This is a genomic window from Aquimarina sp. RZ0 (assembly GCF_008370685.1).
In the GTDB taxonomy this organism is placed as follows: Bacteria; Bacteroidota; Bacteroidia; order Flavobacteriales; family Flavobacteriaceae; genus Aquimarina.
Window position 1 is genome coordinate 1 of the sequence record NZ_VTZU01000019.1, and the last position, 24696, is coordinate 24696.

The 24696-nt window shown below is 32.4% G+C and carries 15 protein-coding genes; 7 read left to right on the forward strand and 8 right to left on the reverse strand.

Going from position 1 to position 24696, the window contains the following annotated elements:
• Nucleotides 1-325 precede the first annotated feature (325 nt).
• The 5 genes from F0000_RS08895 to F0000_RS08915 all read left to right on the forward strand — a co-directional run bounded on the left by F0000_RS08895 (nucleotide 326) and on the right by F0000_RS08915 (nucleotide 6948).
• Nucleotides 326-1312, forward strand: coding sequence for a hypothetical protein (locus F0000_RS08895; RefSeq protein WP_149624369.1), 987 nt, complete (start codon nucleotides 326-328; stop codon nucleotides 1310-1312).
• A gap of 430 nt (nucleotides 1313-1742) precedes the next feature.
• A complete protein-coding gene (locus F0000_RS08900) occupies nucleotides 1743-2717 on the forward strand; it encodes a curlin repeat-containing protein (protein WP_149624370.1) in 975 nt (324 codons plus the stop codon).
• A 320-nt stretch (nucleotides 2718-3037) separates the two neighbouring features.
• Nucleotides 3038-5122, forward strand: a complete 2085-nt coding sequence (locus tag F0000_RS08905) for a M1 family metallopeptidase (protein ID WP_149624371.1) — start codon at nucleotides 3038-3040, stop codon at nucleotides 5120-5122.
• Between the two features lie 7 nt (nucleotides 5123-5129).
• Nucleotides 5130-6023, forward strand: coding sequence for a patatin family protein (locus tag F0000_RS08910; protein WP_149624372.1), 894 nt, complete (start codon nucleotides 5130-5132; stop codon nucleotides 6021-6023).
• 1 nt (nucleotide 6024) lies between these two features.
• Nucleotides 6025-6948: a patatin family protein gene (locus tag F0000_RS08915; protein WP_149624373.1), complete on the forward strand. Its 924-nt coding sequence runs from the start codon at nucleotides 6025-6027 to the stop codon at nucleotides 6946-6948.
• Between the two features lie 78 nt (nucleotides 6949-7026).
• On the opposite strand, the gene F0000_RS08920 is transcribed toward F0000_RS08915, so the two are convergent.
• The 3 genes from F0000_RS08920 to F0000_RS08930 all read right to left on the reverse strand — a co-directional run bounded on the left by F0000_RS08920 (nucleotide 7027) and on the right by F0000_RS08930 (nucleotide 15422).
• Nucleotides 7027-7395 (reverse strand): hypothetical protein, encoded by a 369-nt coding sequence (locus F0000_RS08920; RefSeq protein ID WP_255452682.1) that lies wholly within the window; start codon nucleotides 7393-7395, stop codon nucleotides 7027-7029.
• Nucleotides 7396-8087: 692 nt separating this feature from the next.
• A complete protein-coding gene (locus tag F0000_RS08925; RefSeq protein WP_149624374.1) occupies nucleotides 8088-11522 on the reverse strand; it encodes an RICIN domain-containing protein in 3435 nt (1144 codons plus the stop codon).
• A gap of 1038 nt (nucleotides 11523-12560) precedes the next feature.
• The gene (locus tag F0000_RS08930) at nucleotides 12561-15422 is read right to left on the reverse strand and encodes a PKD domain-containing protein (protein ID WP_149624375.1); all 2862 of its coding nucleotides are present in this window, start codon (nucleotides 15420-15422) and stop codon (nucleotides 12561-12563) included.
• 525 nt (nucleotides 15423-15947) lie between these two features.
• Between F0000_RS08930 and F0000_RS08935 the strand changes: the two genes are divergently transcribed.
• A complete protein-coding gene (locus tag F0000_RS08935; protein WP_149624376.1) occupies nucleotides 15948-16238 on the forward strand; it encodes a hypothetical protein in 291 nt (96 codons plus the stop codon).
• An 806-nt stretch (nucleotides 16239-17044) separates the two neighbouring features.
• Here the strand turns inward: F0000_RS08935 and F0000_RS08940 are convergent.
• From F0000_RS08940 to F0000_RS08960, 5 genes are all read right to left on the reverse strand, one after another.
• Entirely contained in the window at nucleotides 17045-17563 is a 519-nt protein-coding gene (locus F0000_RS08940; RefSeq protein WP_149624377.1) for a hypothetical protein, read from the reverse strand.
• A 102-nt stretch (nucleotides 17564-17665) separates the two neighbouring features.
• Nucleotides 17666-19240, reverse strand: coding sequence for an FMN-binding glutamate synthase family protein (locus F0000_RS08945; RefSeq protein WP_149624378.1), 1575 nt, complete (start codon nucleotides 19238-19240; stop codon nucleotides 17666-17668).
• A gap of 13 nt (nucleotides 19241-19253) precedes the next feature.
• The gene (locus F0000_RS08950) at nucleotides 19254-20537 is read right to left on the reverse strand and encodes an amidohydrolase (RefSeq protein WP_149624379.1); all 1284 of its coding nucleotides are present in this window, start codon (nucleotides 20535-20537) and stop codon (nucleotides 19254-19256) included.
• 12 nt (nucleotides 20538-20549) lie between these two features.
• Complete coding sequence (locus tag F0000_RS08955; RefSeq protein WP_188112063.1) at nucleotides 20550-21086, reverse strand: DsrE family protein; 537 nt, start codon at nucleotides 21084-21086, stop codon at nucleotides 20550-20552.
• Nucleotides 21087-21217: 131 nt separating this feature from the next.
• Nucleotides 21218-21505: a hypothetical protein gene (locus F0000_RS08960; RefSeq protein WP_255452683.1), complete on the reverse strand. Its 288-nt coding sequence runs from the start codon at nucleotides 21503-21505 to the stop codon at nucleotides 21218-21220.
• A gap of 296 nt (nucleotides 21506-21801) precedes the next feature.
• On the opposite strand from F0000_RS08960, the gene F0000_RS08965 reads away from it, so the two are divergent.
• The gene (locus F0000_RS08965; RefSeq protein WP_149624381.1) at nucleotides 21802-24132 is read left to right on the forward strand and encodes an ATP-dependent helicase; all 2331 of its coding nucleotides are present in this window, start codon (nucleotides 21802-21804) and stop codon (nucleotides 24130-24132) included.
• Nucleotides 24133-24696 lie beyond the last annotated feature (564 nt).

Sequence of the window (24696 nt, forward strand, 5' to 3'; positions counted from 1 at the left end):
AGCTATAAAACAATAACTTACACAAAATCGAGTTGAAATGAAAAAATAACGATCATTTTTGAAAGTAAAAATATAGCAGAATAGATATAGAATATTTTTAAAAACCAATTAATAGAGGTCCCCATAACATAATGATTAAGTTCCTGATAACGAAATTAAGGGAATTTTTTGTATGTTTACATGGTAAACACGTCCGTTTTCCCTTCCCCACAATTTATAGTAAGAATAAAGAAACAGTTATCATATTTTATGATATTGTTTTTTTGATAGTCTGTGCTATAACTTTTGTTTTTTTAGAATATAAATCATTTTAAATACATTCATTATGAAAAAAGTAATTTTTAGTGTAGCTATCTTATTTTGTGTAGCTACTGTGACAGCACAATCAAATACAAGTACTATAACTCAAAAGTCATTTACGAGTAGTATAGATGTTACCCAAATTGGTTCAGAGAATAATGCTGATATTGTTCAAAGTGGAATGTATGACAATCAGGCAGTTGTTGTTCAGGGAGGTGATGTAAATACATCTATAAATGGAAATATTACTCAAAATCAGTTTGGGAGTTATAGTGAAGTTTTTGCTCAGCAAGAACAAGAAGAAAATACTATATCCCAAAAACAGACAGGAGCTTTTGCAGTAGGGTTTGCGACTCAGAACTTACATAGCTCTGGAGGGAATAACGTTGCTATTCAAGTACAACATAGTGATATTGAATCTGGTGGCGCTTTAGCAGAATCGGTACAAAATGGATCAGACAATATAAGCCGTATCTTTCAATTTTCTACACGTCGTAGTACAGCAACTATAGAACAAACAGGAGAACGTAATTTATCAGAACAATTACAAAGAGCAGCAAATCTTGCAAATACCTCGCGAGGAGTGCAGTTTGGATCTGATAATGTATTGATGCAGACGCAGAATGATATATATAGCAGTTTATACGCTATACAAGGAAATTCACTTATAGGATCTAATGGTAATATGATTGTACAGGAACAAACAGGAACAAGTCATTCTGCAAGCGCAGAGCAACAAGGCGATGGCACTTCTAGTGTTCATGGGAACCTTACTATGCAAAAACAACAGGGAGATAGTAATCGAGCAGTTTCATACCAAACCGGAGTAGCAAACGTGATTGATATTTTTCAGGACGGATTTGATAATATAGCAGAAGTTACCCAGACAGCTACAAATAACTCTATTACAATACATCAAACAGGTTATTTTCATTCTACTGTAATTTCTCAGGGAAATGAATATAATATTGGTGGCAGTACAATTACGGTATATCAATCAGGAAGTTTATAATAATTTACCTGACATATAAATATTTATAAAATAAAATGCTATGAAAATCGTCTATTTCAGACCAGACACTGATTAGACGTTATACAATACATAAGAATAGCCATATTGTAAAAAATCAGTATGGCTTTTTTTGAACGCATTTTATAAATAAAATAGAAATGCTGCCAGAGGTTCCGTGGTTTATTTTTTGTTAATCAACTTAAAAAATACATTTGGATTAATTAGTAAGGTTTTTTATCAAGAGTAAAGATTTTGGTGAATAAATATATCTTATCAGAAATTTTGTACGTTTATAAAGTGGAAATATCCACTTTATTGATTCGCGTTTTGTAAGAAAAGAAAAAATTATTTAGAATGGTTAGTTTTTACAAAATGGGGTTTGATCGATTTTAACTCTTAAAATACATTAATCATTTTAAATATATTCATTATGAAAAAAGTAATTTTTAGCCTGGCTACTTTATTAAATGCAACTTTTATTATAGCACAATCAAATTCAAGTACGGTAATCCAGGAATCATCAAGTAGTAGCATCAATATTACGCAAGTAGGTTCTGGTAATAGTTCTGATAGTTTTCAGGTAGGTAGGAGTAATCAGGCGATAATTATCCAGGGAAGTGATACCCATTCATCTATAAATGGGACTGTTACACAAAGACAAGTTGATGTTATGAATGATGTTTTTGCGCAGCAAGAACAGCAAGGAAATACGATATCTCAAATCCAGGAAGGGCGTAATAATGTAGCATCAGTAACTCAGAATCTGGATAGTTCTGGTGGAAGTAATATTGCCATTCAGGAACAAGAGAGTTCTGAGTTTGGAGGTGCTTCTGCGATATCTATCCAGAACGGATCAGATAATATAAGTCGCAGTATACAATCTGATTCTCGCAGAAGTAAAGTAACTATTGAACAAGCAGGAGTCCGTAATTTATCAGAGCAATTGCAGGCAGGTACTGTAAATCTTGGTAATCAAGCTAAGGGCATTCAGTTTGGATCTGATAATGTATTGTTACAAACACAAGACGGACAATTTAATGATGCAATTTCTAATCAGGGAAATTCACTTTTAGGTATTAATGGCAGCACAGTTAGGCAGGAACAAATAGGAGAGTTTAATTCTGCAAGTGCAGAACAACTGAGTGATAATACTTCTGATATGGATACTAATATAATCGTACAGAAACAAAATGGATATGGTAATATGGCAGTTTCTATTCAGAACGGAACTGAGAACTCAATCGATATTATACAAGACGGGATGGATAATTCTGCCGAAGTGACACAGTTTGGAAGTAAAAGTTCAGCTACAATAAATCAAAAGGGAGATAATCATTCTAGTGTAATTCATCAGGAATTCGGGTTTAAAAGTACTGTCATCATAAATCAATCGGGAGGTTTTTAGTAATGAAGCAGTTTAAGCTTTTTTCAATTCGTTATAAAAACCCTCTTTTCAACTCAATTTTTGGCTTTTTCTTACTTCGTAGCGCCGCTATGAAAGGCAAAAAAACATTTCAATTGACCAAAGAATAGCTATTTTTCATCAGGATCAAAAAAGTTTAAACTTCTTTAAAAGAAAAGTTTTCTGTTATACTAAAAGAGCTATGTTTAATTTTTTATACGATAGCTCTTTTATTAGTTTATAGATATCCTTTAACACAAGTATTTTGTCACATAATCAGACTAAAATCGTTATTTTGGCAGAACATTTGATTATTGATGGATATGCGATTTATTATATATATACTATGGTTTGTTTTTTCTATTAAAAGTTTTGCCCAACAGATACATGAAGTAGATTTTTTAAAAGGAGAAGTAAATGTGTTTGTGGATTCAAAGTTTAAGAAAATTGAAGGAAAAGTTATGTATACTTTTAAGATTTTGAAATCTACAAAATCTTTGATTATAGATGCACAGAAGATGCAAATTATGGGCGTTTTACTAGATGAAAAAAAAACTGATATTGTTTATAATAATAAGAGTATAGAGATAGTATCAGATTTTATAGCAGGGTCAGCGCACACGATAGAAATTCAATATATTGCAGTTCCTGAGAAAGCATTATATTTTGTAAATGATTACAAGGGAAATGATCAAGTCTGGACACAGGGTCAAGGTAAATATACATCGAATTGGTTACCCAGTTTTGATGATATGAATGAAAAAATAGAGTTTGACCTCACTATTAATTATGATAGAGGATACGAAGTTATAGCCAATGGTGAACTTATAAAGAAAGAATTAGTAAATGATTCTATTCTGCGTTGGCAATATGATATGAAACAGCCTATGAGCAGTTATTTATTGGCATTGGCAATTGGAAAATATAAAAAAGTAACAGAAATTTCAGAAAGTGGAGTTCCATTAGAAATGTATTTTTATCCAGGAGATGAGAGTAAAGTAGAACCTACATATAGAAATACTAAGAAAATATTTGATTTTTTAGAGAAAGAAATAGGGTATACCTTTCCCTGGCAAAATTATAAGCAGATTCCTGTAAAGGATTTTTTATATGCAGGTATGGAAAATACGGGAACTACTATTTTTTCTGATGTTTTTGTAGTAGATTCTATAGCATATAAAGATCGCAATTATATAAATGTAAACGCCCATGAGTTGGCACATCAGTGGTTTGGAGATCTGGTAACCGAAACAGAGGGAAAGCATCATTGGTTGCAAGAGGGTTTTGCTACGTACTACGCTTTATTGGCAGAAAAAGAAGTTTTTGGGGAGGAGTATTTTTTGTATAAGTTATATGAGAGTGCCGAACAATTAACAGAGCAATCAAAAGCAAAAAAAACAACGTCTTTATTAGATGCAAAAGCAAGTTCTCTTACGTTTTACCAAAGAGGAGCTTGGGCAATACATGCGCTAAGAAAATTAATAGGAGATACTAATTTTAAAATTACAATTCATAATTATTTAGAAAAACATAAATTTAAGAATGCAAAAACATCTGATTTTATGAATATTGCCGCAGAAGTGTCGGGGATGGATTTATCTAAGTATCAAAAAACCTGGTTAGAGGCAGTGCCATTTCCTTCGCAGCAAGCATTAGACATATTAACAGAGACCGAATTTATAAAAACATATTTAGGTTTGGCGCAGGAGCGCACACAACCGTTAGCAGGAAAATGGGGAACGCTTGCAAATGCGTTGGATTTTCCTGTAAATGATTATATAGGTCAGGAGGTAATATATCAATTAGAAGGAGATACCTCTAAAGAATCAATAGCCCTACTGGATAAAGCATTTGAGACAAATAATATTTTTGTTAGACAAACAATTGCCAATACCCTGAATAAAATTCCTCCAGAATTAAAAGAACAATATGAATCTCTCTTACTAGATTCGTCGTATGCTACTATTGAGCCTGCATTGTACCATTTGTGGATTAATTTTCCGTCTAATAGGAAGAAATATTTGGATCAAACTAAAGATATAGTAGGGTTCAATGATAAAAATATACGGATACTTTGGTTAGTATTAGCCGTTAATACACCAAGCTATCAAACAGAAAAGCATCAGGATTTTTTTAATGAATTATCGGAGTATACCTCTTATAAAAATCATTTTAGTACTAGAGAGAATGCCTTTGCATATTTGGAAAGTTTACAATCATTTTCCGACCAATCTCTTATAGATCTCATTCAGGGGTCGTTACATTACAATTGGAGATTTAGAAAATATTGCCGTAAATTATTGGATAATCTATTGAAGGATTCTAAATATCAAAAGAAATATGTAGATTTAAAGGATGATTTGTCAAAGAGGCAACGAGAATTTTTAGAAAAAAAATTAACCCCATAAATATCATATGCGCGCATTAGTTATTTCCGGTGGAGGCAGTAAAGGAGCATTTGCTGGCGGTGTTGCGCAATTTTTAATACAAGATTTAGGAAAGCAATACGATCTCTTTGTAGGGACATCTACCGGTAGTTTATTGGTATCACATTTGGCATTATCCAAAATTGAAGAAATTAAAAAACTATATACTTCTGTAAATCAATCTTCTATATTTAGAAACTGCCCTTTTATTATTAAAAAGAAAAGAGGATACAATACCATAAATATTAATCACTTTAATGTATTAAAAAACCTAATTAAAGGAAGAAAATCTTTTGGGGATAGTAGGAATCTGAGAGATCTTATTAAAAAATCGTTTTCCAAAGAGTATTTTAAAAGACTCCAAAATGGAAATATAGATGTGGTTGTTACAGTAACTAATTTATCTGCTAACGAAGTAGAATATAAATCGATAAAAGAATGTATGTACGAAGATTTTCTGGATTGGATCTGGATTTCTTGTAATTATCCTCCCTTTATGAGTCTGGTAAGAAAAAATAACTGCGATTATGTAGATGGAGGTCTTGGATCTATGGTGCCTATAGAAGAGGCTATAAAAAGAGGAGCGACAGAGATTGATGTGATCATTCTTGAGACAGAGGTAAATTATATAAATCGCATGCCAACAAAGAATCCATTTTCCTTGATCACTAATATGGTTAATTTTATGATGGATCAAATAGAGAAACAAAATATCAGAATAGGTAAATTTAAAGCTTCACAAAAAGAGGTCACAATGGATTTATATTATACACCTACTATATTAACAACCAATTCTTTAATTTTTGACAATGAAAAAATGACAAAATGGTGGTCAAAAGGATACGAATTTGCTGAACAAAAACACACATCTAATCGATTATAGTATGAAGGCATTAGTAATTTCTGGAGGAGGAAGCAAAGGAGCATATGCAGGTGGTGTAGCTCAATATTTAATGCAGGAAGAAGGAAGAAAATATGATCTTTTTTTAGGAACATCAACAGGGAGTCTTTTGATACCACAATTAGCATTAGGTAATATTGATAAGGTATATGATATTTATACAAATGTGAATCAACATACTATTTTTAGTATCAATCCTTTTATTACCAGAAAAAAAGGAAATCGAGAATTTGTATCAATTAATTTTTTTAGTACCGTATTACAATTTTTAAAACGTAAAAGAACTTTTGGCGAAAGCAAAAATCTGAGGAAAAATATTCGTAGAAATTTTTCTGAAGCAGATTTTAATTTGGCAAAAAAAAGTGTGAAAGATGTAGTAGTGACGGTTTCTAATCTAACAAAAAATAGAACAGAGTATAAATCTATTAACGATTTCTCCTATGAAGATTTTTGTGATTGGATCTGGATATCCTGTAATTATGTACCTTTTATGAGTTTGGTTACCAAGAATGGGTGTGAATATGCTGATGGCGGTTTTGGATGTATGGTGCCTATAAGAGAAGCTATACGAAGAGGTGCTACAGAGGTTGATGCTATTATTCTGGAATCTGAAAATATGGAATACCAAAAGGTGTTAGGTAAAAATCCTTTTTCTTTAATGGTAAACTTATTTAGCTTTATGCTGGATCAGGTAGAAGGTCATGATACGCTGGCAGGAAAACTAGCGGCAATCAATAAAGATGTTCCGTTAAACTTATATTATACACCATCAAAACTTACAGAAAACTCTTTAGTGTTTAATAAAAAACTAATGCGTAATTGGTGGCAACAAGGATTTGAATATGCTGCTAAAAAATCTAAACTGGCTGAAGAAAACAAAATTAAAAATATCGATATGACTGGATAGATATCGTTTTTCTATTTTCAGTTTGTTTATATTTAATTCTTCAAATACTTGAGTGCGATTATTTTTAAGCCTATTTTTCTAGTTCCTATGAAATATATCTGGTTTTCTTATATATGAAGCGAATATGGTCGCCATAAGAATTAAAATTACAATTTCAACTGGTTTTCCTTTGTATATATGAATTAATACAATAAAAGCCATATACAGGACCAATATTGATGTTCCAATTAACATTGTTTTGTTGTATAAGAAAAGAGCTGTACCTGTTAAAATAAAAGCTCCGGCAGTAATCATTACTGCAGTACTTTCTACGACTTTTCCAGTTTGAGCATGATTCACTAATTTGTCTAAAGCGTTCGGAATATAGAACAGAATTATTGCTATTGAAGGCAACCATATCAATATTTTACTTAATATTTTTTTTATCCCTGATTGTTGTTCGGTCATAATTTATTTATTCAATATGCAGTTTGTTCTTAATGGTTGCCAACTTTGATGTATTGCCTACCATTTCTGATTTAAAATTAGCTCTTTTTTATTAATACTTCAAAATAAAATGCAGCTATAGCACTGTTATCTATGCGTTTTTTTCTTACCTGAATTAAAAATAATTTGATTCGGTTCACGATGATTTCATCTAAGAACTTGTTTAAAAACCTTACTTCGTGAAAACAACTATTTTAAGAACCGTGAGCTTACTTCAAATAATTAAAATATCTCAATATTCTCATCATTTGAAGTGTCCTCAGAACCTCAAACTATTGATTTTCAATTTGTATTTTTTTAAAACAGAATCGAATAATAGTTGAAAGTTGATGTTTATATCTGGATAGACCTCAAATTATACGATTTACGGGTGAGAATTTCGTAAAAATAATGGCAAGGATTTTTCGCTAGATTGATGAATCAAATTAAAGAATAGCCATAGCTATTGTTTCATTTTATGAAGAAAATATAGTAGAAAAAGAATGTCATTAGATGCGAAATTTTTATTCGTAAATCGTATTATAATTTTTTTACACAAAAAACCTAAAAAAAATGTACATACAACTTTGAATAATATTGAGGCTGTATGTACACATTTTATGTTTGATCAGTACGTTAAATAGTATCAGATAGAAATGATTTAAACTGATGTATTACTCTTTAAAAATTTTAAATACTGAAGTTGTCTGATCATTATTCGAACTAAGATGAGACTTTATCGCTATCATATAAAGACCACTATTTAGATCAGAGATATCGATAGACTGATTTTCATTTAAATTTTTATCAATAGTTTTAACAATGTTTCCTAAAACACCATACACAACAATGGAGTAAACTTTATAATCTTTCTGAAGTGTATCTATATACAAAATTCCATTAGTGGGATTTGGATATATAGAGAATGCTGAGGACTCATCAAAATTTCTGGTAATACTAACAGGGATTAATTTAAACTTTTGATTATTATTGTCTGTGTTAAAATTCCAAAGCTTTACATTACCATCAATTCCTCTACTTTTGTCCATAGCAAAATCTTCGCAATGTGATGGTCGTAAATAATGATTATCTCCAATTTTGGTGATTAACCATTGTTGGTGATTTCCTCCATTTAAGGTAGGCCAGGAATTAAGATTTGTGTTTCTTCCACATCCTCTTGCAAAAGATTCTAGATATCTACCTGTTTTTACATTCTTAATAGTATGTTTTCTATTACCTATGTGTTCAAAAACCCATTGTTGATCTTTTGCAGACAATTTGCGATACATTCTAACATTAAAATCTTCCCAATTAGGGGAAATTACATGCTGTCCAGTGTTTGCACTCTCTATGGTATAAGTGCCATTTACTATAATAGTATTAGAAGCGTTTACAGGAACAAGCTTGAATTTCTGATTTTTATTATTCTTATTATATTTCCATATTTTAACGTTACCATTACTTCCTATACTTTTATCCATGGCACGATCTGTACAATGTAATGGTCGCAAATAATGATTTTCACCAATTTTTGTAATATACCATTTATGATGATCGACATTTGCTGTAGTCCAGGTGTTTATGTTAGCATCATTAGCACATCTACCTCCTCCGACTTCTAGATATCTTTCGGTATTAATATTTTTTATTTTATGAATTCCATTACCCAAATGTATGAATTCCCAAACCTGATCTTCTGATTTAGAAGTATTAAGCATTGTCGCATTATGATTGTCAGATTGAGATGCAGTCATATTCTGGGCGGTATCGATATTCTGGATATTATAGAATCCGTTGACTATAATATTATTTTCTGAATTTCCTGATTCTTTTGCAACTTCCAGAAGTAAAACCTGCTCTGGTATCATGTCAAAATTATTATTCAATTTAGTACCTGTGAGCATATTTGTAATTGATACATTGGTATTGGTACCTAGTGATAATTCTATTTTGGTCTTATCTTTTCCAACATTTACTAATGAGATGATATTTTTGCCATTTTTTGTTCTCACTGATCTAGGAAACACTCCTTTAAATCCGGCAACAGAGTTTGTTTCCATAACTTTTACAGCAGGTTTGTAACCTCTTTGATCTAATAATGCCAGAACTTGAGCTTTTATATTTTTATTGCTAATATTTAGTAAAGTTCCTGATCCGGATGTCAATCTTGCACTACGATTTTTTCCATATTCATTTTTTCTTAAGCTTATTCCATCTATAAGGACTGTTCCTCCATTATCTAGATAATTTTGGATTGTTTTAAACTCATTATAGGTAGCATATTCAGTATTACTGACCACAATAAATTCCCAGTTCTTGGCATTTTGTTTTTTGATAATGTTTTCTGTGGCAAATCCTAATCTATATCCTTCAAAATAAAAATCTTCATACAACTCTTTTAGTTGTGTCATATGATTGGGTTTATTAATAGCAGAAGTTTCAGAATAAAAAAAGCGCATTGGGCTTTTGATATGTTGTAAATCAGAAATTTCTTTGCCATACGTATTGAGATCAATCATCGTAGCGTGCAGCTCATTGAGGATTCGGGGTTGTTGGGTGGTAGACGCAGCCAGTTTAAAATTAGATTTTAGAGACCCGTCAGCGTTTCTCAGCCAGGCCCAGTTGGTGGTTACATCACCTCCGTGAATAGTCGATATCCATTGAGATGCTCTGGCATAAGAAGGTCGCAAGAAAACATCCATGGAACTACCTAGTAAAGAATGTCCTTCAGAGTTATAATTAATTGCATTTGGTTTTATAGATTGAAAAAAATCATATGAAATTGCTAAATCTCTCCATTCTAAGATATATTTTTCTTGCCATGGGTTGTTTTTACCCCAACGCGTGGAGTGTTTCATTTCTGCATCGTGGCCTATTATTTCTGTAAGATTTGTCAACGCTTCAAAATCTAAACCATTATCTCTGGAACCATCATACCACTGTCCTGGAATTAATTTTATGTGGGTTTTGGCATCAGGATCTATTTTTTTTATTTCATCACGTAAAAATGTGAACCACTCAGTAACTCTATTTTGATTAAATCTCATAAAATCGTAATATTGAGGACTCCCTCTTAACGATTTGTTTACTGGTGTAACAAATGAATTAGCCGCTTGTCTAAAGTTAGAAAAGGAAGTACTCCATAGGTTATTTACTTCAGTAATAGTACCATGTTTCCTTTTTAACCAATCTACAAATTTAGATTTCGTATGTGCAGTAATTTCGACAACGTCCCAGGTTCCTGAGGTATTCCAATGAGGTTCATTGGATAGCATATATCCTAGTTTGCTCATATTCTTTCCTTTAAAAAAAGGGACATACTTTTCAAACAGTGTTTTGTGTAATTTTCTTGCTTGAGGGTGGTCAATGTCGAATCCCGTAAATGTGGATCCACCTTTTGTGAAATCAGGATACGCTTTTTTTATAAAATCGGGAACCAGACGCATTCCTAAAAATGGAGCTCCAAAATTTCCAGACTTTAAATTTCTTAGCCTAGCTTCTTGTCCGGGATTTATACCAATACTACCGTCTGCATTTTCCCGTAAAAATTGAATAGAGTAATAGTATCCTCCTAAACTGCCAAAAAATTCTCTGGTGTCAAACCCCATAGTAGAGCCTGGTTTGAAATTCCAGTCTAGTAAAAATACTGGAGTACCATTTTGTTTTATGTCAAAACCATCAATATCCAGGGATTCCCAATCCAACTCTAAAGTAGGTTTTCTTTTTTCCTGCCCAGCGATTAACTTGTTTAGTTTTGAGATCGCTTCATCGAGTAACAAAACTACTTCTTGTCTTTCATATTCAGGAAGTAAATTTGCGTATTCTTCGGGTGTTTTTTGCACTGCACTATTAGGAACTACTCTGCCAGCTTTTCTAAAATCAGCAGCAACTTCTCCTTTATGGTTTTGATCCCATTTAGCATATTCTAAAAAAATATCTGCAACTCGCAAAGACATTTTTTCTTTAGTTACATCAATGCCTTTATTTTTGGCATTTGTGATTAATTGATTTAATTGGTCAATTTTTTGTCGTGCCCGTTGTTCTGTGTTTTGTGTATAGCACGCAACGCTTATTAGTAATAAGATGATTAAGAGTTTTTTGGTTTTCATTACGTTAAGTTGTTTTTGGGGTTTTAATAAAAATATTTGTCTACAAAGTTAGTTTTGATCATTCATAAATTGTCTGAGTTTGTATAAACTGTCGATATTGAGATAGTATTCGTTCTACAATTTATAGAATATGTATGTCAGCAAATATGATCCACTAAAAAGATATGTAATAGCCCCTTAAATAAAACCGCTTTATTTACCAGTATAAATTTTCTTTTATAAAAACGATACAAGGTTCTAAAAGGATACCTCAAATCGGGGATATATGTTTTTTAAGATATTTTTAACATAAATTTATGTAATTCACCTTTTTTTTAATAGTAATACTAGGCAATAAGAAGTGTTTTATTAAAATCAGAATAAAAAAACCTTATTTTATATTCCTTTTATGCTTTTGAGATGTGAAATATTTCTCATATTCATAAAACGGATAGGTAGAATTAAATTTTAATTAAATATTGGGGAAAATTCTTTTATAAAATATTTCTTTTGTGCTTGTAAACAAATCCTCCCCAAGATTTAGTTTGCAATTAACCTAATTAAGAAAACCCATTTTTATTATGGGTTTTCTTATTTTATATACTGGCTTGTTACGACATTTTTTTTTGCACGATCTTGGTTTCAAATAAAAAGCATTGAAAGCGCTACTATCTATAAATTTTCATTCTCGTCTGATTTAAAAAATAATTTGATTGAGTTTATGTTGATGTCATCAAAGCCTTGTATAATTTTAAATCGGAAATAGTATTTAAGAATATCCAATAAATTGTAGTCGATAATCGGGATTTAAAATACTAGCCTTGAAATCGAATGTTTTTTTAATAAATCTCTAGTGTGGTTTCCAGAGGTATAATCTACTCGATAATAGAGATTTAAATGCTCCGAGGCTTGCCTCGAAATAAAAATGTTTTTTTCAATAAATGTCTAGTGAGGTTCACAGGGGTCTGATTTACTGGTAAAAAAATAGACAAATAACCTATATAAAATAGGCTATTTGTCCTTTCTGTATAGCTAATAAGTAGGGGGGACGATGGCTAACTAGTACGTTTTGATAAATTTCTTACTGGTTTTATTATTGAGAACTAAAAAATAGAGTCCTTCTGCAAGATTGCTCGTGTCTAATTCAGTAAAAGAATTATCATATGTTGAGATTACCTGACCTAATGTGTTTACTATTTTCAGGCTTTGTATCTTGTCTTTGATTCCATCTAAACCGTTTATATATAAAATTTCGTTAACGGGATTAGGGTAAATAATAATTGATTCTATTGGAGAAAGTACATCAGTTATTGACAAGGTGTCTATTACAATGTTTTCAGAAAAAGAGCTACACCCATCCTCATTAAAAGCTTCTAGTGTATAGGTTCCTTCCCTATCTGCAATAAGTGTAGCATTGGTTGCTCCATCAATAGGTTGATTATCCAAATACCATTGGTATGCAGTAAATTGTTGAGCTACCGTAATTTCATTTGTATTTGTATCCAGAGATATGGTAGGTGTTTCTGGCGCATCTGCTACCGTTACCGTTACTTCTGCACGCTCTGTTGTTTCACATTCTCCTAGTGTGGTAATTTCCCAATTGTATAGATAGTAATAATAAGTTTCAGGGTCATTTCCCGCCGTACTTCTTTTTATGCTAACAATATCTGATACTTCATATGGATAGTTTACATTTTTATCACTTCGAAATAAGTTAGCATTTTCTGTAAAACCTATTTCCATGTTAGTTCCTTTAGGAATAGTTATATTGATATCAACAGTATTTTCACCATCAGGAATATTAATTTCTTTAGAGATTAAGATATCTCCTGATGCGTTTTTAAGTTCCAGGGTTCTGTTTCCTGAGCCTTCTGCTGCGATAGTCGCTGTTTTAAGCAGTATAGGTTCTTCTGCATCAAAAAGAAGGCTAAACCCACCTTGATGGATTCTACCATCATTCGGGCTTATATTCTCAATACCTACTGCTGCGGTTGTAATAGGTTTGGTAGTACCTGAGACATAATATGTTGTTGTAGCTGTAAGTTCTGGTGTTACAAAACTACTACCTGTTGCAATTATAGTAGTATCATCAGGTTGTTCATACCAGAGATACCCATTACTTCCTGATACATTTATTGTAGTCGATGCTCCATTACAAGCGGTAGTTTCGAGACTCTGTGGTAAGGATGCTATTGCAATATCGATACTATTTTCTTTGGTATTGGCACCTATATCATTTGTAACAGTAAGGGATACAGTGTATGTTCCGTTTTGCGTATATACGTGATCTGGATTTTGTAAGGTAGAAGTGGTACCATCACCAAAATCCCATAAATAGGTATTCACGGCATTGATCGAAGTACTTGTAAAACTTACTTTATCGCATTCATTTGTAGATTCAAAATTAGCAACTGGTGGTTGGTTGTTATTTCCGGGAGCATATGAACCAGATATTGTATATGCACCAATGGATGAATAATCAGAATATCCTGTAGACAAATTACCTTCTCCAACTCCATCAATTTGTAAGAAGTAAGTTCCTCCCGCCACAGTAGCAGATATACTTGCACTAAGATCTCTAGTTGGGCTGGAGATTTCAATTTCCTCTCCTTGCGCGTTTATAATTTTAGCTTCTATATTCAGATTAGGATAAAAGGGATCTGGCTCAATATCAAATTTGATTTCACCACCAGAGGTGATAAAAGAAAAGACATCTTTATCTTCTCTTATAGATATTATACCAGCATTTTGTGTAGCATTTACTTCTCCTGTTGCGTTTACAACAATTTCACTAGCTTCGGTAAGTGTGTTACCGTGATCATCTTGCTTATATCCAAACCCATTACGGTCACTAGATATAATTGCTAAATCATCCTGATTGGTAGTAGCATTATTATATTCTCCTTTACTCCAATGACCAATAGGTTTGCTAACGCTCCATCCCATAATGGGACTCCAGTCTCCATGACCGGCATAATATTGATTACCAGGAACACCATCATGAGATAATCCGAGTGTATGCCCTACTTCATGAGAGCCAGTTTCTCCAGCTGATCTGGTAGAAGAATTATATGCCCAACATGGATCATCGTTTCTATTAGAAGAAAAAGAATTTAAAAAGGCTACACCGCCAGATCCGGGAGCAGCTGTGTCTGTAGACGTAAAAATACACATCATTCTACGATTAACAGGAGCCGCTTCAAAAATATCTCTATTGGTTGTTATGTTAATATTAAACGGTCTGAAATCCTCAGCCATAATTCTCCATATATTTGTGATTTTTTCATCACTAAATCCAGAAGGGACAGCATTTATAGTGGCTCCACCAGCCCATCTCGTTCCACTTACTACCTCTCCATCAAAATCAAGATACACGGTAGCTACGGCTCCAGGTAAACTTTGTAAGTCCGGAAGTCTCTTAGACATGATCGTTTTCTGGTCAGCTTCTTTATTGTCAACCTTCTTTAAATCAATACAAAGCACCTTATTAATGTCTGTTTCTTTTATCATTATCTCATTCGTATCATTAGAATAGTATTCAAAGGCTCTTTTCTGCTTATAAAGAACAATTTGTCCTTTTACAATTCCATTACTTTTAGAGATATTAAAAAATGCATTTTCCTCATTTTGTATACTTCCGGCAATACTATATGAATCCATAGTACCATCTTGTAGATTGACGACTCCTTGAAGCGCCTCACTTTCTGATATTTGAAGAGAAATACTGCTGGATTTTTTAGCCAATAAGTTATAACTGAATTCCTTTTCGTTTCCCAATTGATAGGGTACGTATTCTTGGGCTATTCCACTGTCAAAAACTAATAAAGTAAAAAGAAGTAGTGAGTAGGGAAGAAGGAGTACATTTTTTCTGGAGACTAATGCTCTGATTACATAATTTTTTAAAATGCATAAAGATTTCATAAGAGTTTGTTTATCAGTTTGTTAAGGTAAAATTTACAATTTCGATTTATTAAAGCATATTTATGTGTTACAGACATTTTATGTCTGTAACAATAATATACTTAACAAGCAAAAGAAGGAGGAGGGAGTAAGATCAACCAATTATAATTAAATTACTGTAATTTTAAAAAGACGTTTATAAAAAATCTTTTTGTGGTATTATTCTAATGCAAATTAAGGTAATTCTAAAATCTAATTTTAGAATTAAAAACAAAACTATAACTGAAAATAATCTTATTTATTATTTGTAAGATTGAAGCCTTAGCTTATAAAGTTTCGGAAAATATATGTTAAGAATCTTATTTTTTAGTCCTTAAGCAACTGCTGTATATGACTTTAGAAATAATTATGGGGCGTGTTGGCAAGATAAATGGTTGACTTAGGTAGGATTATATTTACAAGTAAAATTAATTTTTTAGACGACCTGTAAGCTGATATTTCTCATTGCGGCAAAAAAATTAAAAATTCTTTACTAGCCTATTTGTTATGGTTGCCCTCACTTCTTGTGAAAAAGGAGATACAATAGAGCAAGATCTTGATAGTATAAACAATATTGAAAATCTATCAACAAATGATTTTGATAAAGCGCCTCTAAAAAATTGTGAAATAGATCTTATTGACTATCCTAGTTTGAGAGTTATAGATGCTCAAGGAGCTTTTTTACTTGTAAGTGGTATGCGTGAAACAATTACCTGGTCAATTGATGGATTTGCAGTACCTTCAACTTCGCTAACACGATCTGTTATTTTTCCATATGTTAGTTATCTTACAGAGTGAGGAACGTATGAAATCTGTTTTGAAGCTGAATCTTCTTGTGGTACTTTGCAAGAATGTATTGAATTAGATTTTACTAAATAAATAGTTATACGATTTGTGATTAAAAAATTCGTATAAATTCATTGAATTATTTTTTCTTTATGCAAGGCAAAAAAATCAAGCATAGCTATAGCTACGGTTTATTTTTTAAACGAAGTAGAAAGGAAAAAGAAACGATGAATATGCGAAATTTTTAGTTATAAATCGTATTAAACCTGCTGTATGCATTGGAAAAATCCATTACAGCTTTCAGCTACTGCAAAATATAATGCTGCGCTACATTGTTAAGTTTAACCATAGCGGTGCTATGCTAAAACTTAGAAAATGCGATATTTTATTGCGCCTGAAAGCTTCATCGCAAAGTTCCAATACATAAAAACGGGTTAAATAAAGCAAAGTTATAGCTAAACAACTAATGACTATTAAATATAAAAATATCTCTTAATCGAGATATTCAAGGCAAGAAAGTTGCTTTAATTTAGGAATATATTTAATTTACCACTGTGTAAACAAGATTTCAGAGTGGTTATAAATTTGCTGTTGACTTTCAGTTATTTATAAGAAATGAATTCTATTTTAGAATAAATTCAATTTAATTATCCAGAATAAATTATTAAAGTAATACTTAGAAAATTTACTGAATGTGTAAGCTGACATTTGCCATAAATTATAAAAAAGCATACTTTTATTTTACAGTACATTCAGGTAAAAAATGGTGTAGATCCTTTTTTACGATACTTAAGAAGGATAACCTAAGCAAGTTACAGTTACCACAAATCTTCTACTTCTCTTTTTATAGCTGTTAATGCAGAATCACTTGGAGATCCCTTTTCTACAATCTCTGTAAGTATAGTTTGTCTCATTTTATCAACAGAATCTACTTCTTCTTTTAATATCGTTTTTCTGATAAGGGCAATTGTACCGTTTTTAGCTGATTTTACAATATTCCAGCATTCATCAGAGATATAGATTTGCTGTGTTAGATTATGATCAAACTCTTGCTCTATAGTATTTATTAATAATGATTCGTAGCTTTTTATATCATCATCCAATGGTGTAGTTCTTAGTAATAGCTTGCCAGGGGAAATACGTTCTAAAAAAAGAGCCATACGCTCATAAGCCTGGAGACGTAATGGTAAAGACTGTTTTTGATTGTCTTTGTGCATTAAATATCTACGTCTTTTTTCTTCATTATCTGTATGCAGTTTAAAATAGTATAATGCTAATAAGGTAAGGAATAAAGAAGGTATTAATGATATTAATAAAGGTAGAATTTCGAGTTTCATTGGTTTTGTGTATTCTTTTAATTGTCAATAAAATTATTTTAGCACTGTGTAAAAAATCTTTAACGACACCGTTAATCTTATAAGCTTTGGTTGGATTTTGCTTTAATTGGTAATAGACTGTTTATAATGGCCACCAAGATACGTACAATCTTTTAAATCCATGGCACAAGTGTAAGAAACAGGTGTTTTTGTGTATTGAAATGAATCTTCTAATGTTTTGGTTAATTCTCCATCATCTACATTCACATCTACATCTTTCATAGTAAACTGGCAAGGATGCTCATAACCTGCTGCGTGGGTAATTTCTATAAGTTCTTTTCTGAATGTTTTAAAATACTGAGCAAGTCGATCAGATTTTAAAGGTATATCAATTCCTTTTTGTAACCAAGTACTTTGTGTAGCTATTCCACTAGGACATCTATTGGTATGACATACTTGTGCTTGTATGCACCCGATACTCATCATTGCCTCTCGTGCTACATTGATACAATCTACTCCCATTGCAAAAGCCATAGCGGCTTTTGCAGGAAATCCCAGTTTACCACTGCCAATAAAAACAACTCTATCTGTAAGGTTATGTCTCTGAAATATCTTATAAATCGCAGTAAACCCATATATCCAGGGTAAGGAAACGTGATCTGCAAAGCTAGGAGGTGCCGCACCGGTACCTCCTTCACCACCATCAATAGTAATAAAATCAGGTCCTCTATTAGAAGAAACCATTAATTCTGCTAGTAGTTCCCACTGTTCTGTTTTTCCTATAGCAGCCTTGATGCCTACGGGTAAGCCTGTTTCATTTGCAATATCTTCTATGAATTGTAATAGCTCAGGGACATTTTTAAAAGCCTTATGAGATGATGGTGATAATACATCTTTACCAACTTCTACACCTCGTATTTTTGCAATTTGAGGAGTGATTTTTGCACCAGGTAAGACACCGCCTTTTCCTGGTTTTGCACCTTGCGAAAGCTTAATTTCTATGGCTCTGATAAAAGGGTTATTGGTTACCAATTCCTTCATTTTCTTCATAGAAAAGTTTCCATCTTCACTTCGGACACCAAAATAACCAGTTCCAAAATGAAAAATTACATCTCCACCATTACTATGATATGGAGAGAGACCTCCTTCTCCAGTATTATGATAAGCTCCTGCTTTTCTGATTCCTATATTCAATGACTCTACAGCTTTGGCAGATAAAGAACCAAAACTCATAGCAGAAACATTAATAACAGATGCAGGGCGATACGGTTTTTTACGCTTGTTATAAGCTCCTATAACTTTGGCACAAGGTAAAAAAGTCTTATCTTTTCTGTTAGGATGTTCTGCATCCATTTGATATGGGATCAGGCAATTTTTTATAAAAACGTGTTGATGTTCGTAGATATTGCAGTCAGTTCCAAAGCCTTCATAATTGTTTTCATTTTTTGAAGAAGCATATACCCAACTTCTTTCTATTCTATTAAAAGGTAGTTCTTCTCTATTATTAGCTACAAAATACTGTCTCATTTCTGGACCAATACTCTCTAATAAATATCTAAGATGTCCGATAAGAGGAAAATTATGACTTATTGTATGTTTTCTATTAAAAAAGATATCTCTAATAGTAATAATGCCTAATACTATCAAAACCCATACCCACCAGGGAACTGAACTTAAGAAATCTGTCATAACTTCCATAATATACTTATAATTATTGAGCGCTTAGATAATCTAACGCTAGTTGAGACATTACTTTAACACCTAATAACAATCCACTTTCGTCAATATAAAAATCGGGAGTATGGTGAGAAGTAACTTTTTTAGTTTCTGGCGATTTTCCTCCTAAAAAGAAATAAAAACCAGGAACGACCTCCTGAAAATACGAAAAATCCTCACCACCCGTGGTAGCTTTGGATAAAATCACATTGTCTTCTCCTGCAACTCCTTTGATTGTGGGTAACATTTTTTTAACCAACTCAGGATCATTGTAGGTGATAGATGTATTATTCTGAAATGTAATTACGGCTTCACCGCCATAAGCTTTTGCAATGGCAGGAACCATTTCATTCATTCTCTGGATAATCATTTTGCGCATTTCCGGGTCTAATGTTCTAACGGTTCCGATCATCTCTGCACTTTCTGGAATGATATTAAACCGAACTCCACTAGTGATTTTTCCAACCGTGATTACAGCGGCTTCATCAACCAATGGGGATTCTCTACTGATGATGGTTTGTAATCCATCGATAATTTTGGCCGAGATTAATATAGGATCAACTCCGGTCCAGGGTGCAGATCCATGAGTTTGTTTTCCTTTTACATCAATAACAAAACGTTCTACTGCTGCCATAGTACCTCCTGGTTTGTACCGAATCATTCCTACAGGAGTGCCAGAATTAATATGCAAACCAAAAATGGCATCAACATCCGGGTTTTTTAATACGCCTTCTTTGATCATAAGCTTTGCTCCACCATCTTCTCCTGGAGGAGGTCCTTCTTCAGCTGGTTGAAAAATAAATTTTACAGTTCCTTTTATTTTATCTTTATTTTTACTCAATACTTCTGCGACTCCCATAAGAATTGCAATATGGGTATCGTGACCACAGGCGTGACTTACACCTACCTCTGTATCCAGAAATGTTGTTTTGACGGTAGATTTAAATGCTATATCTGTACGCTCAGTAACAGGAAGGGCATCTATGTCTGCTCTAAGTGCTACAGTTTTTCCTTTGGTATTTCCTCTAAGAACGGCGACAACACCTGTTTTTGCAACTTTTTCTGTTACTTCAAAACCTAAACTCGTAAGATGTTTTGCTATTTTTTTTGCCGTTTCAAATTCACGATTAGAGAGTTCTGGGTTTTGATGAAAATCCCTTCGCCATGCTATAACTTTACTTTCAATATCTTCTGACATCTTTTTGATTTCGGGATCTATTTTTTGTGCTTGTATGCTAAAACAAAATAGGAGTAGTATGATAAGTGTATTATTTTTCATAAGCATTAGGGGTTAAAAATTAATGAGTTTATAGCCTTTATTTTGTAATTGTACCAGAGCGGTCATAGCTGATAATGCTATTTGTATATCTGGATGTACATTAGTTTTAGTAATATTTCTGTGCGCAGCTGTTTGTCCACATACTATAATCTGTACTCCTTTATCTGAAAGTGCAGATAGTAATGGAGTATTGGGATTATCGATAGTAAACCTAGTTTTATATTGTGTATTATTCAAAACATCATTGATTGCATTTCCATGAATTACCAAAGCCACTTTAAGGTTCTTCTCGGGGACATTCGCATTTAGATGCATATTTAGATATCTGGCGGCTGTATTTATAAGAGGATTTAGTTTGGTACTATCTCCAAAAGATCTTCCTACATCAAAAACTACTTTTAAATCATTGAGGATATCGGTTTTAAAATCGGGATTGTTCACTATATAAGTATTACCATATTTAGGGATGGTACCTTCTACTGTTTTTTCTTTTTGACAAAAGACTAATCCTGGCAATAAAACGAGAAAGCATAGAACTATGTGTTTCAATTGTTTTTTTGTTTCTAAAGATATTCAAAAATCTATTAAAGGAAAGTTAAAAAATATTTTAGGGTATAAAAAAACCCTCAACACTTTGATTAAAAGATGCTAAGGGTTTTTAACGCAATAAAACTTAAATCTTATCTAATGCTGATTATTCTTTCTAGCGGAATGATAGTAGCTTGTTTTAATATTACTTCTTTATCAGTGATTCCCCATATGGTGGTTTCTACTTTTTTAATCCCTGCACTATCTACAAAAACGATTCTTACTTTTTGTCGTTCCAGATTGCCTAATGATAAGGCGCGTTGAAGCTCAAGAATACGATCAATCTGATCTTTTCTTTTGGACAGCACATCTTGTTTAGGAAATGTCAGGAATTTGATTTGCTCTTTTTCTATTGTTTGTACATTCATAATCGGGGTCATAATGAAAGTTTTTGGGGTTATTGTATTTTCTTGGTATTTATAAAAATACGTATTTAATCTGTTTTATTTGATTTTAATCTGGTTTTTAACATTTTTATTTTTTGAAAAGTATGAAAAAACTTAATTTATAATCAGTAAGTGAATGAAATTGTCTGAAAAAAAATGATTTTTTAATGCACAACTTTGTTTTGTAATATCCATTTTATTCGGTTATAGGTTGTTTATAAGTAAATCTTCAGATACTTCCATAACCATTATTCTTTCCTTAAATTTCCATCTTTAAAATTAATGCAGATTTGGAAGAATATTTAGCAGGATTAAATGATGCGCAGCGGGCACCTGTATTACAAAAAGATGGCCCAATGATTGTGATTGCCGGAGCAGGTTCTGGAAAAACAAGGGTACTTACCTATAGGATTGCGTATCTTATGAATCAAGGTGTAGATTCATTTAATATATTGTCTTTAACCTTTACGAATAAGGCAGCACGTGAAATGAAGAAACGTATTGCTGATATAGTAGGTACTACTGAGGCAAAAAATCTATGGATGGGAACTTTTCATTCTATTTTTGCTAAAATCCTTAGAATTGAAGCAGATAAGTTAGGATACCCTTCTAATTTTACTATATACGATACACAAGATTCTCAACGATTAATTGCTTCTGTAATTAAGGAAATGGGCTTAGATAAGGATATTTATAAATATAAACAGGTACAATCTCGTATTTCTTCATATAAAAATAATCTGATTACTGTAAAAGCATATTTTCAAAATCCTGAACTGGTAGAAGCAGATGCAATGGCTAAGCGTCCAAGAATGGGGGAGATCTATGGACACTATGTAGAGCGTTGTTTTAAGGCAGGAGCGATGGATTTTGATGATTTACTCTTAAAAACTAACGAATTATTAAATCGTTTTCCAGAGGTATTAGCAAAATATCAAAATCGTTTTAGATATATTTTGGTAGACGAGTATCAGGATACAAATCACTCGCAATATCTTATTGTAAAGGCTTTATCGGATAAATTTCAGAATATTTGTGTAGTGGGAGATGATGCTCAAAGTATCTATGCTTTTCGTGGAGCAAATATTAATAATATCCTTAATTTTCAGAAAGATTATGCTAATGTACAGCAATATAGACTAGAGCAAAATTACCGATCTACAAAAAATATTGTTGAAGCTGCAAATTCCATTATTGATAAAAATAAAACAAAACTGGACAAGGTGGTGTGGACAGCAAATGATCCAGGGCCCAAAATTCTTGTAAATCGATTATTGACAGATGGGGATGAGGGACGTTTTGTTGCAAGTTCTATTTTTGAAAATCAAATGCAGCATCAGTTAACAAACGGTCAGTTTGCTATACTATATAGAACCAATGCACAGTCACGTGCAATGGAAGATGCACTGAGAAAGCGTGATATTAAGTATAGGATTTATGGAGGTTTATCCTTTTATCAACGAAAAGAGATAAAAGATGTATTGGCCTATTTGCGATTGATTATTAATCCTAAAGATGAAGAAGCGCTAAAACGTGTGATTAATTACCCTGCAAGAGGAATTGGTGGAACTACAGTGGATAAATTGGTGGTTGCTGCAAATCATTATGATCGTCCGATTTTTGAAATTATAGAAAATCTGGATCGTATTAATTTAAAAATCAATAGTGGAACCAAAACAAGGCTGGAAAACTTCATGAATATGATCAAAAGTTTTCAGGTCACTAATCAAACTTCTGATGCTTTTGTATTATCAGAAATGGTTGCTAAAAATACAGGTTTACTTCAGGAGCTTAAAAAAGATGGAACGCCAGAAGGTATTGCACGTATAGAAAATATTGAAGAGTTGTTAAATGGTATTCGTGATTTTGTAGAAGAACAAAAGGAACTGGCTGATGAAACAGGTTCGCTGGCAGAGTTTTTAGAAGATGTTGCACTGGCTACAGATCTTGATCAGGATACAGGAGATGATGATAGAGTTGCGCTTATGACAATACATCTGGCAAAAGGTTTAGAATTCCCATATGTATATATTGTAGGAATGGAAGAAGATCTATTCCCTTCTGGTATGAGCATGAATACCAGATCAGAATTAGAAGAAGAAAGAAGATTGTTTTATGTGGCACTCACAAGAGCAGAAAAACAAGCATATCTTACCTATACACAATCCAGATATCGATGGGGTAAACTTGTTGATGCAGAACCAAGTCGTTTTATAGAAGAAATAGATCCTGAGTATCTGGAATATATTACTCCAATTGATACGTATCGATATAAACCATTGATGAATACAGATATTTTTGGAGAAGTTGATAAGAGTAAATTAAGGCTTAAGAAACCAGTGTCTGGTTCTCCGCCGGTATCTCATAAGCCTTCAGAAGAACAATTGCGAAAGTTGAGAAAACTAAGACCCATGTCAAATGGAGAAGAGAACGGATCAAAAACAAACCTGTTTGATGGAGATCTTATACCAGGAATCATTGTCGAGCATATGCGTTTTGGGAAAGGGAAAATTATTCAAATTGAAGGTGTTGGGCAAGATAAGAAAGCTGAAATTAATTTTGAAAATGGTGGATTAAAGAAATTATTACTACGATTTGCCAAGCTTAAAATTATAGGATAGTTTTTTTGAATTTGTTCCCTAATGGTATTTGTTAACCATAGACCGTAAGGGGGTTATGGAGGTTATCTGTATTTAGTCTGAAATTAAATTATAATTCTTGTTATCGAGTACTTTAATTCTCCAACCAGATGGTAGAATAGTATGCTTTTTAAATAAGTCCAACTCAAAACTCTGTATCAGACTCTTACTTTATACAAGTTTTGTATTCGATTAAGATACAAGTAGTATACTTTAGGCTATTTTCCCTGGCATTATAGAAGCACTTACTTCTTCTTTATTTGCGTTTATTTTATCGAGCTTTTTTTTCGTATTGACGATATTTATTTTATACTATTCAGAGATATTTTTTTCATAAAAACAATTCCAACATTTTGGTAGTAAGCTATAAAAAGACAGCTAATCTACACCCGGAAAGGTTTGTGTAATAGTATAATTGCTTATTTAAAAAGTAGGCGAGTTTGAAAAAGATGATTACTTTAGCAAAAACATTAACTTATCAAAATCCAAAAATAACAAGAATTAAGTAGTTTTAATACTTAACTACCTATTTAGATACGTGCCTTT

Bases quoted from the DNA above. Each gene is read 5' to 3' on its own strand.
- F0000_RS08895 (WP_149624369.1), top strand. From the start codon at position 326: ATGAAAAAAGTAATTTTTAGTGTAGCTATCTTATTTTGTGTAGCTACT.
- F0000_RS08900 (WP_149624370.1), top strand. From the start codon at position 1,743: ATGAAAAAAGTAATTTTTAGCCTGGCTACTTTATTAAATGCAACTTTT.
- F0000_RS08905 (WP_149624371.1), top strand. From the start codon at position 3,038: ATGCGATTTATTATATATATACTATGGTTTGTTTTTTCTATTAAAAGT.
- F0000_RS08910 (WP_149624372.1), top strand. From the start codon at position 5,130: ATGCGCGCATTAGTTATTTCCGGTGGAGGCAGTAAAGGAGCATTTGCT.
- F0000_RS08915 (WP_149624373.1), top strand. From the start codon at position 6,025: ATGAAGGCATTAGTAATTTCTGGAGGAGGAAGCAAAGGAGCATATGCA.
- F0000_RS08920 (WP_255452682.1), bottom strand. From the start codon at position 7,395: ATGACCGAACAACAATCAGGGATAAAAAAAATATTAAGTAAAATATTG.
- F0000_RS08925 (WP_149624374.1), bottom strand. From the start codon at position 11,522: ATGAAAACCAAAAAACTCTTAATCATCTTATTACTAATAAGCGTTGCG.
- F0000_RS08930 (WP_149624375.1), bottom strand. From the start codon at position 15,422: ATGAAATCTTTATGCATTTTAAAAAATTATGTAATCAGAGCATTAGTC.
- F0000_RS08935 (WP_149624376.1), top strand. From the start codon at position 15,948: ATGGTTGCCCTCACTTCTTGTGAAAAAGGAGATACAATAGAGCAAGAT.
- F0000_RS08940 (WP_149624377.1), bottom strand. From the start codon at position 17,563: ATGAAACTCGAAATTCTACCTTTATTAATATCATTAATACCTTCTTTA.
- F0000_RS08945 (WP_149624378.1), bottom strand. From the start codon at position 19,240: ATGGAAGTTATGACAGATTTCTTAAGTTCAGTTCCCTGGTGGGTATGG.
- F0000_RS08950 (WP_149624379.1), bottom strand. From the start codon at position 20,537: ATGAAAAATAATACACTTATCATACTACTCCTATTTTGTTTTAGCATA.
- F0000_RS08960 (WP_255452683.1), bottom strand. From the start codon at position 21,505: ATGACCCCGATTATGAATGTACAAACAATAGAAAAAGAGCAAATCAAA.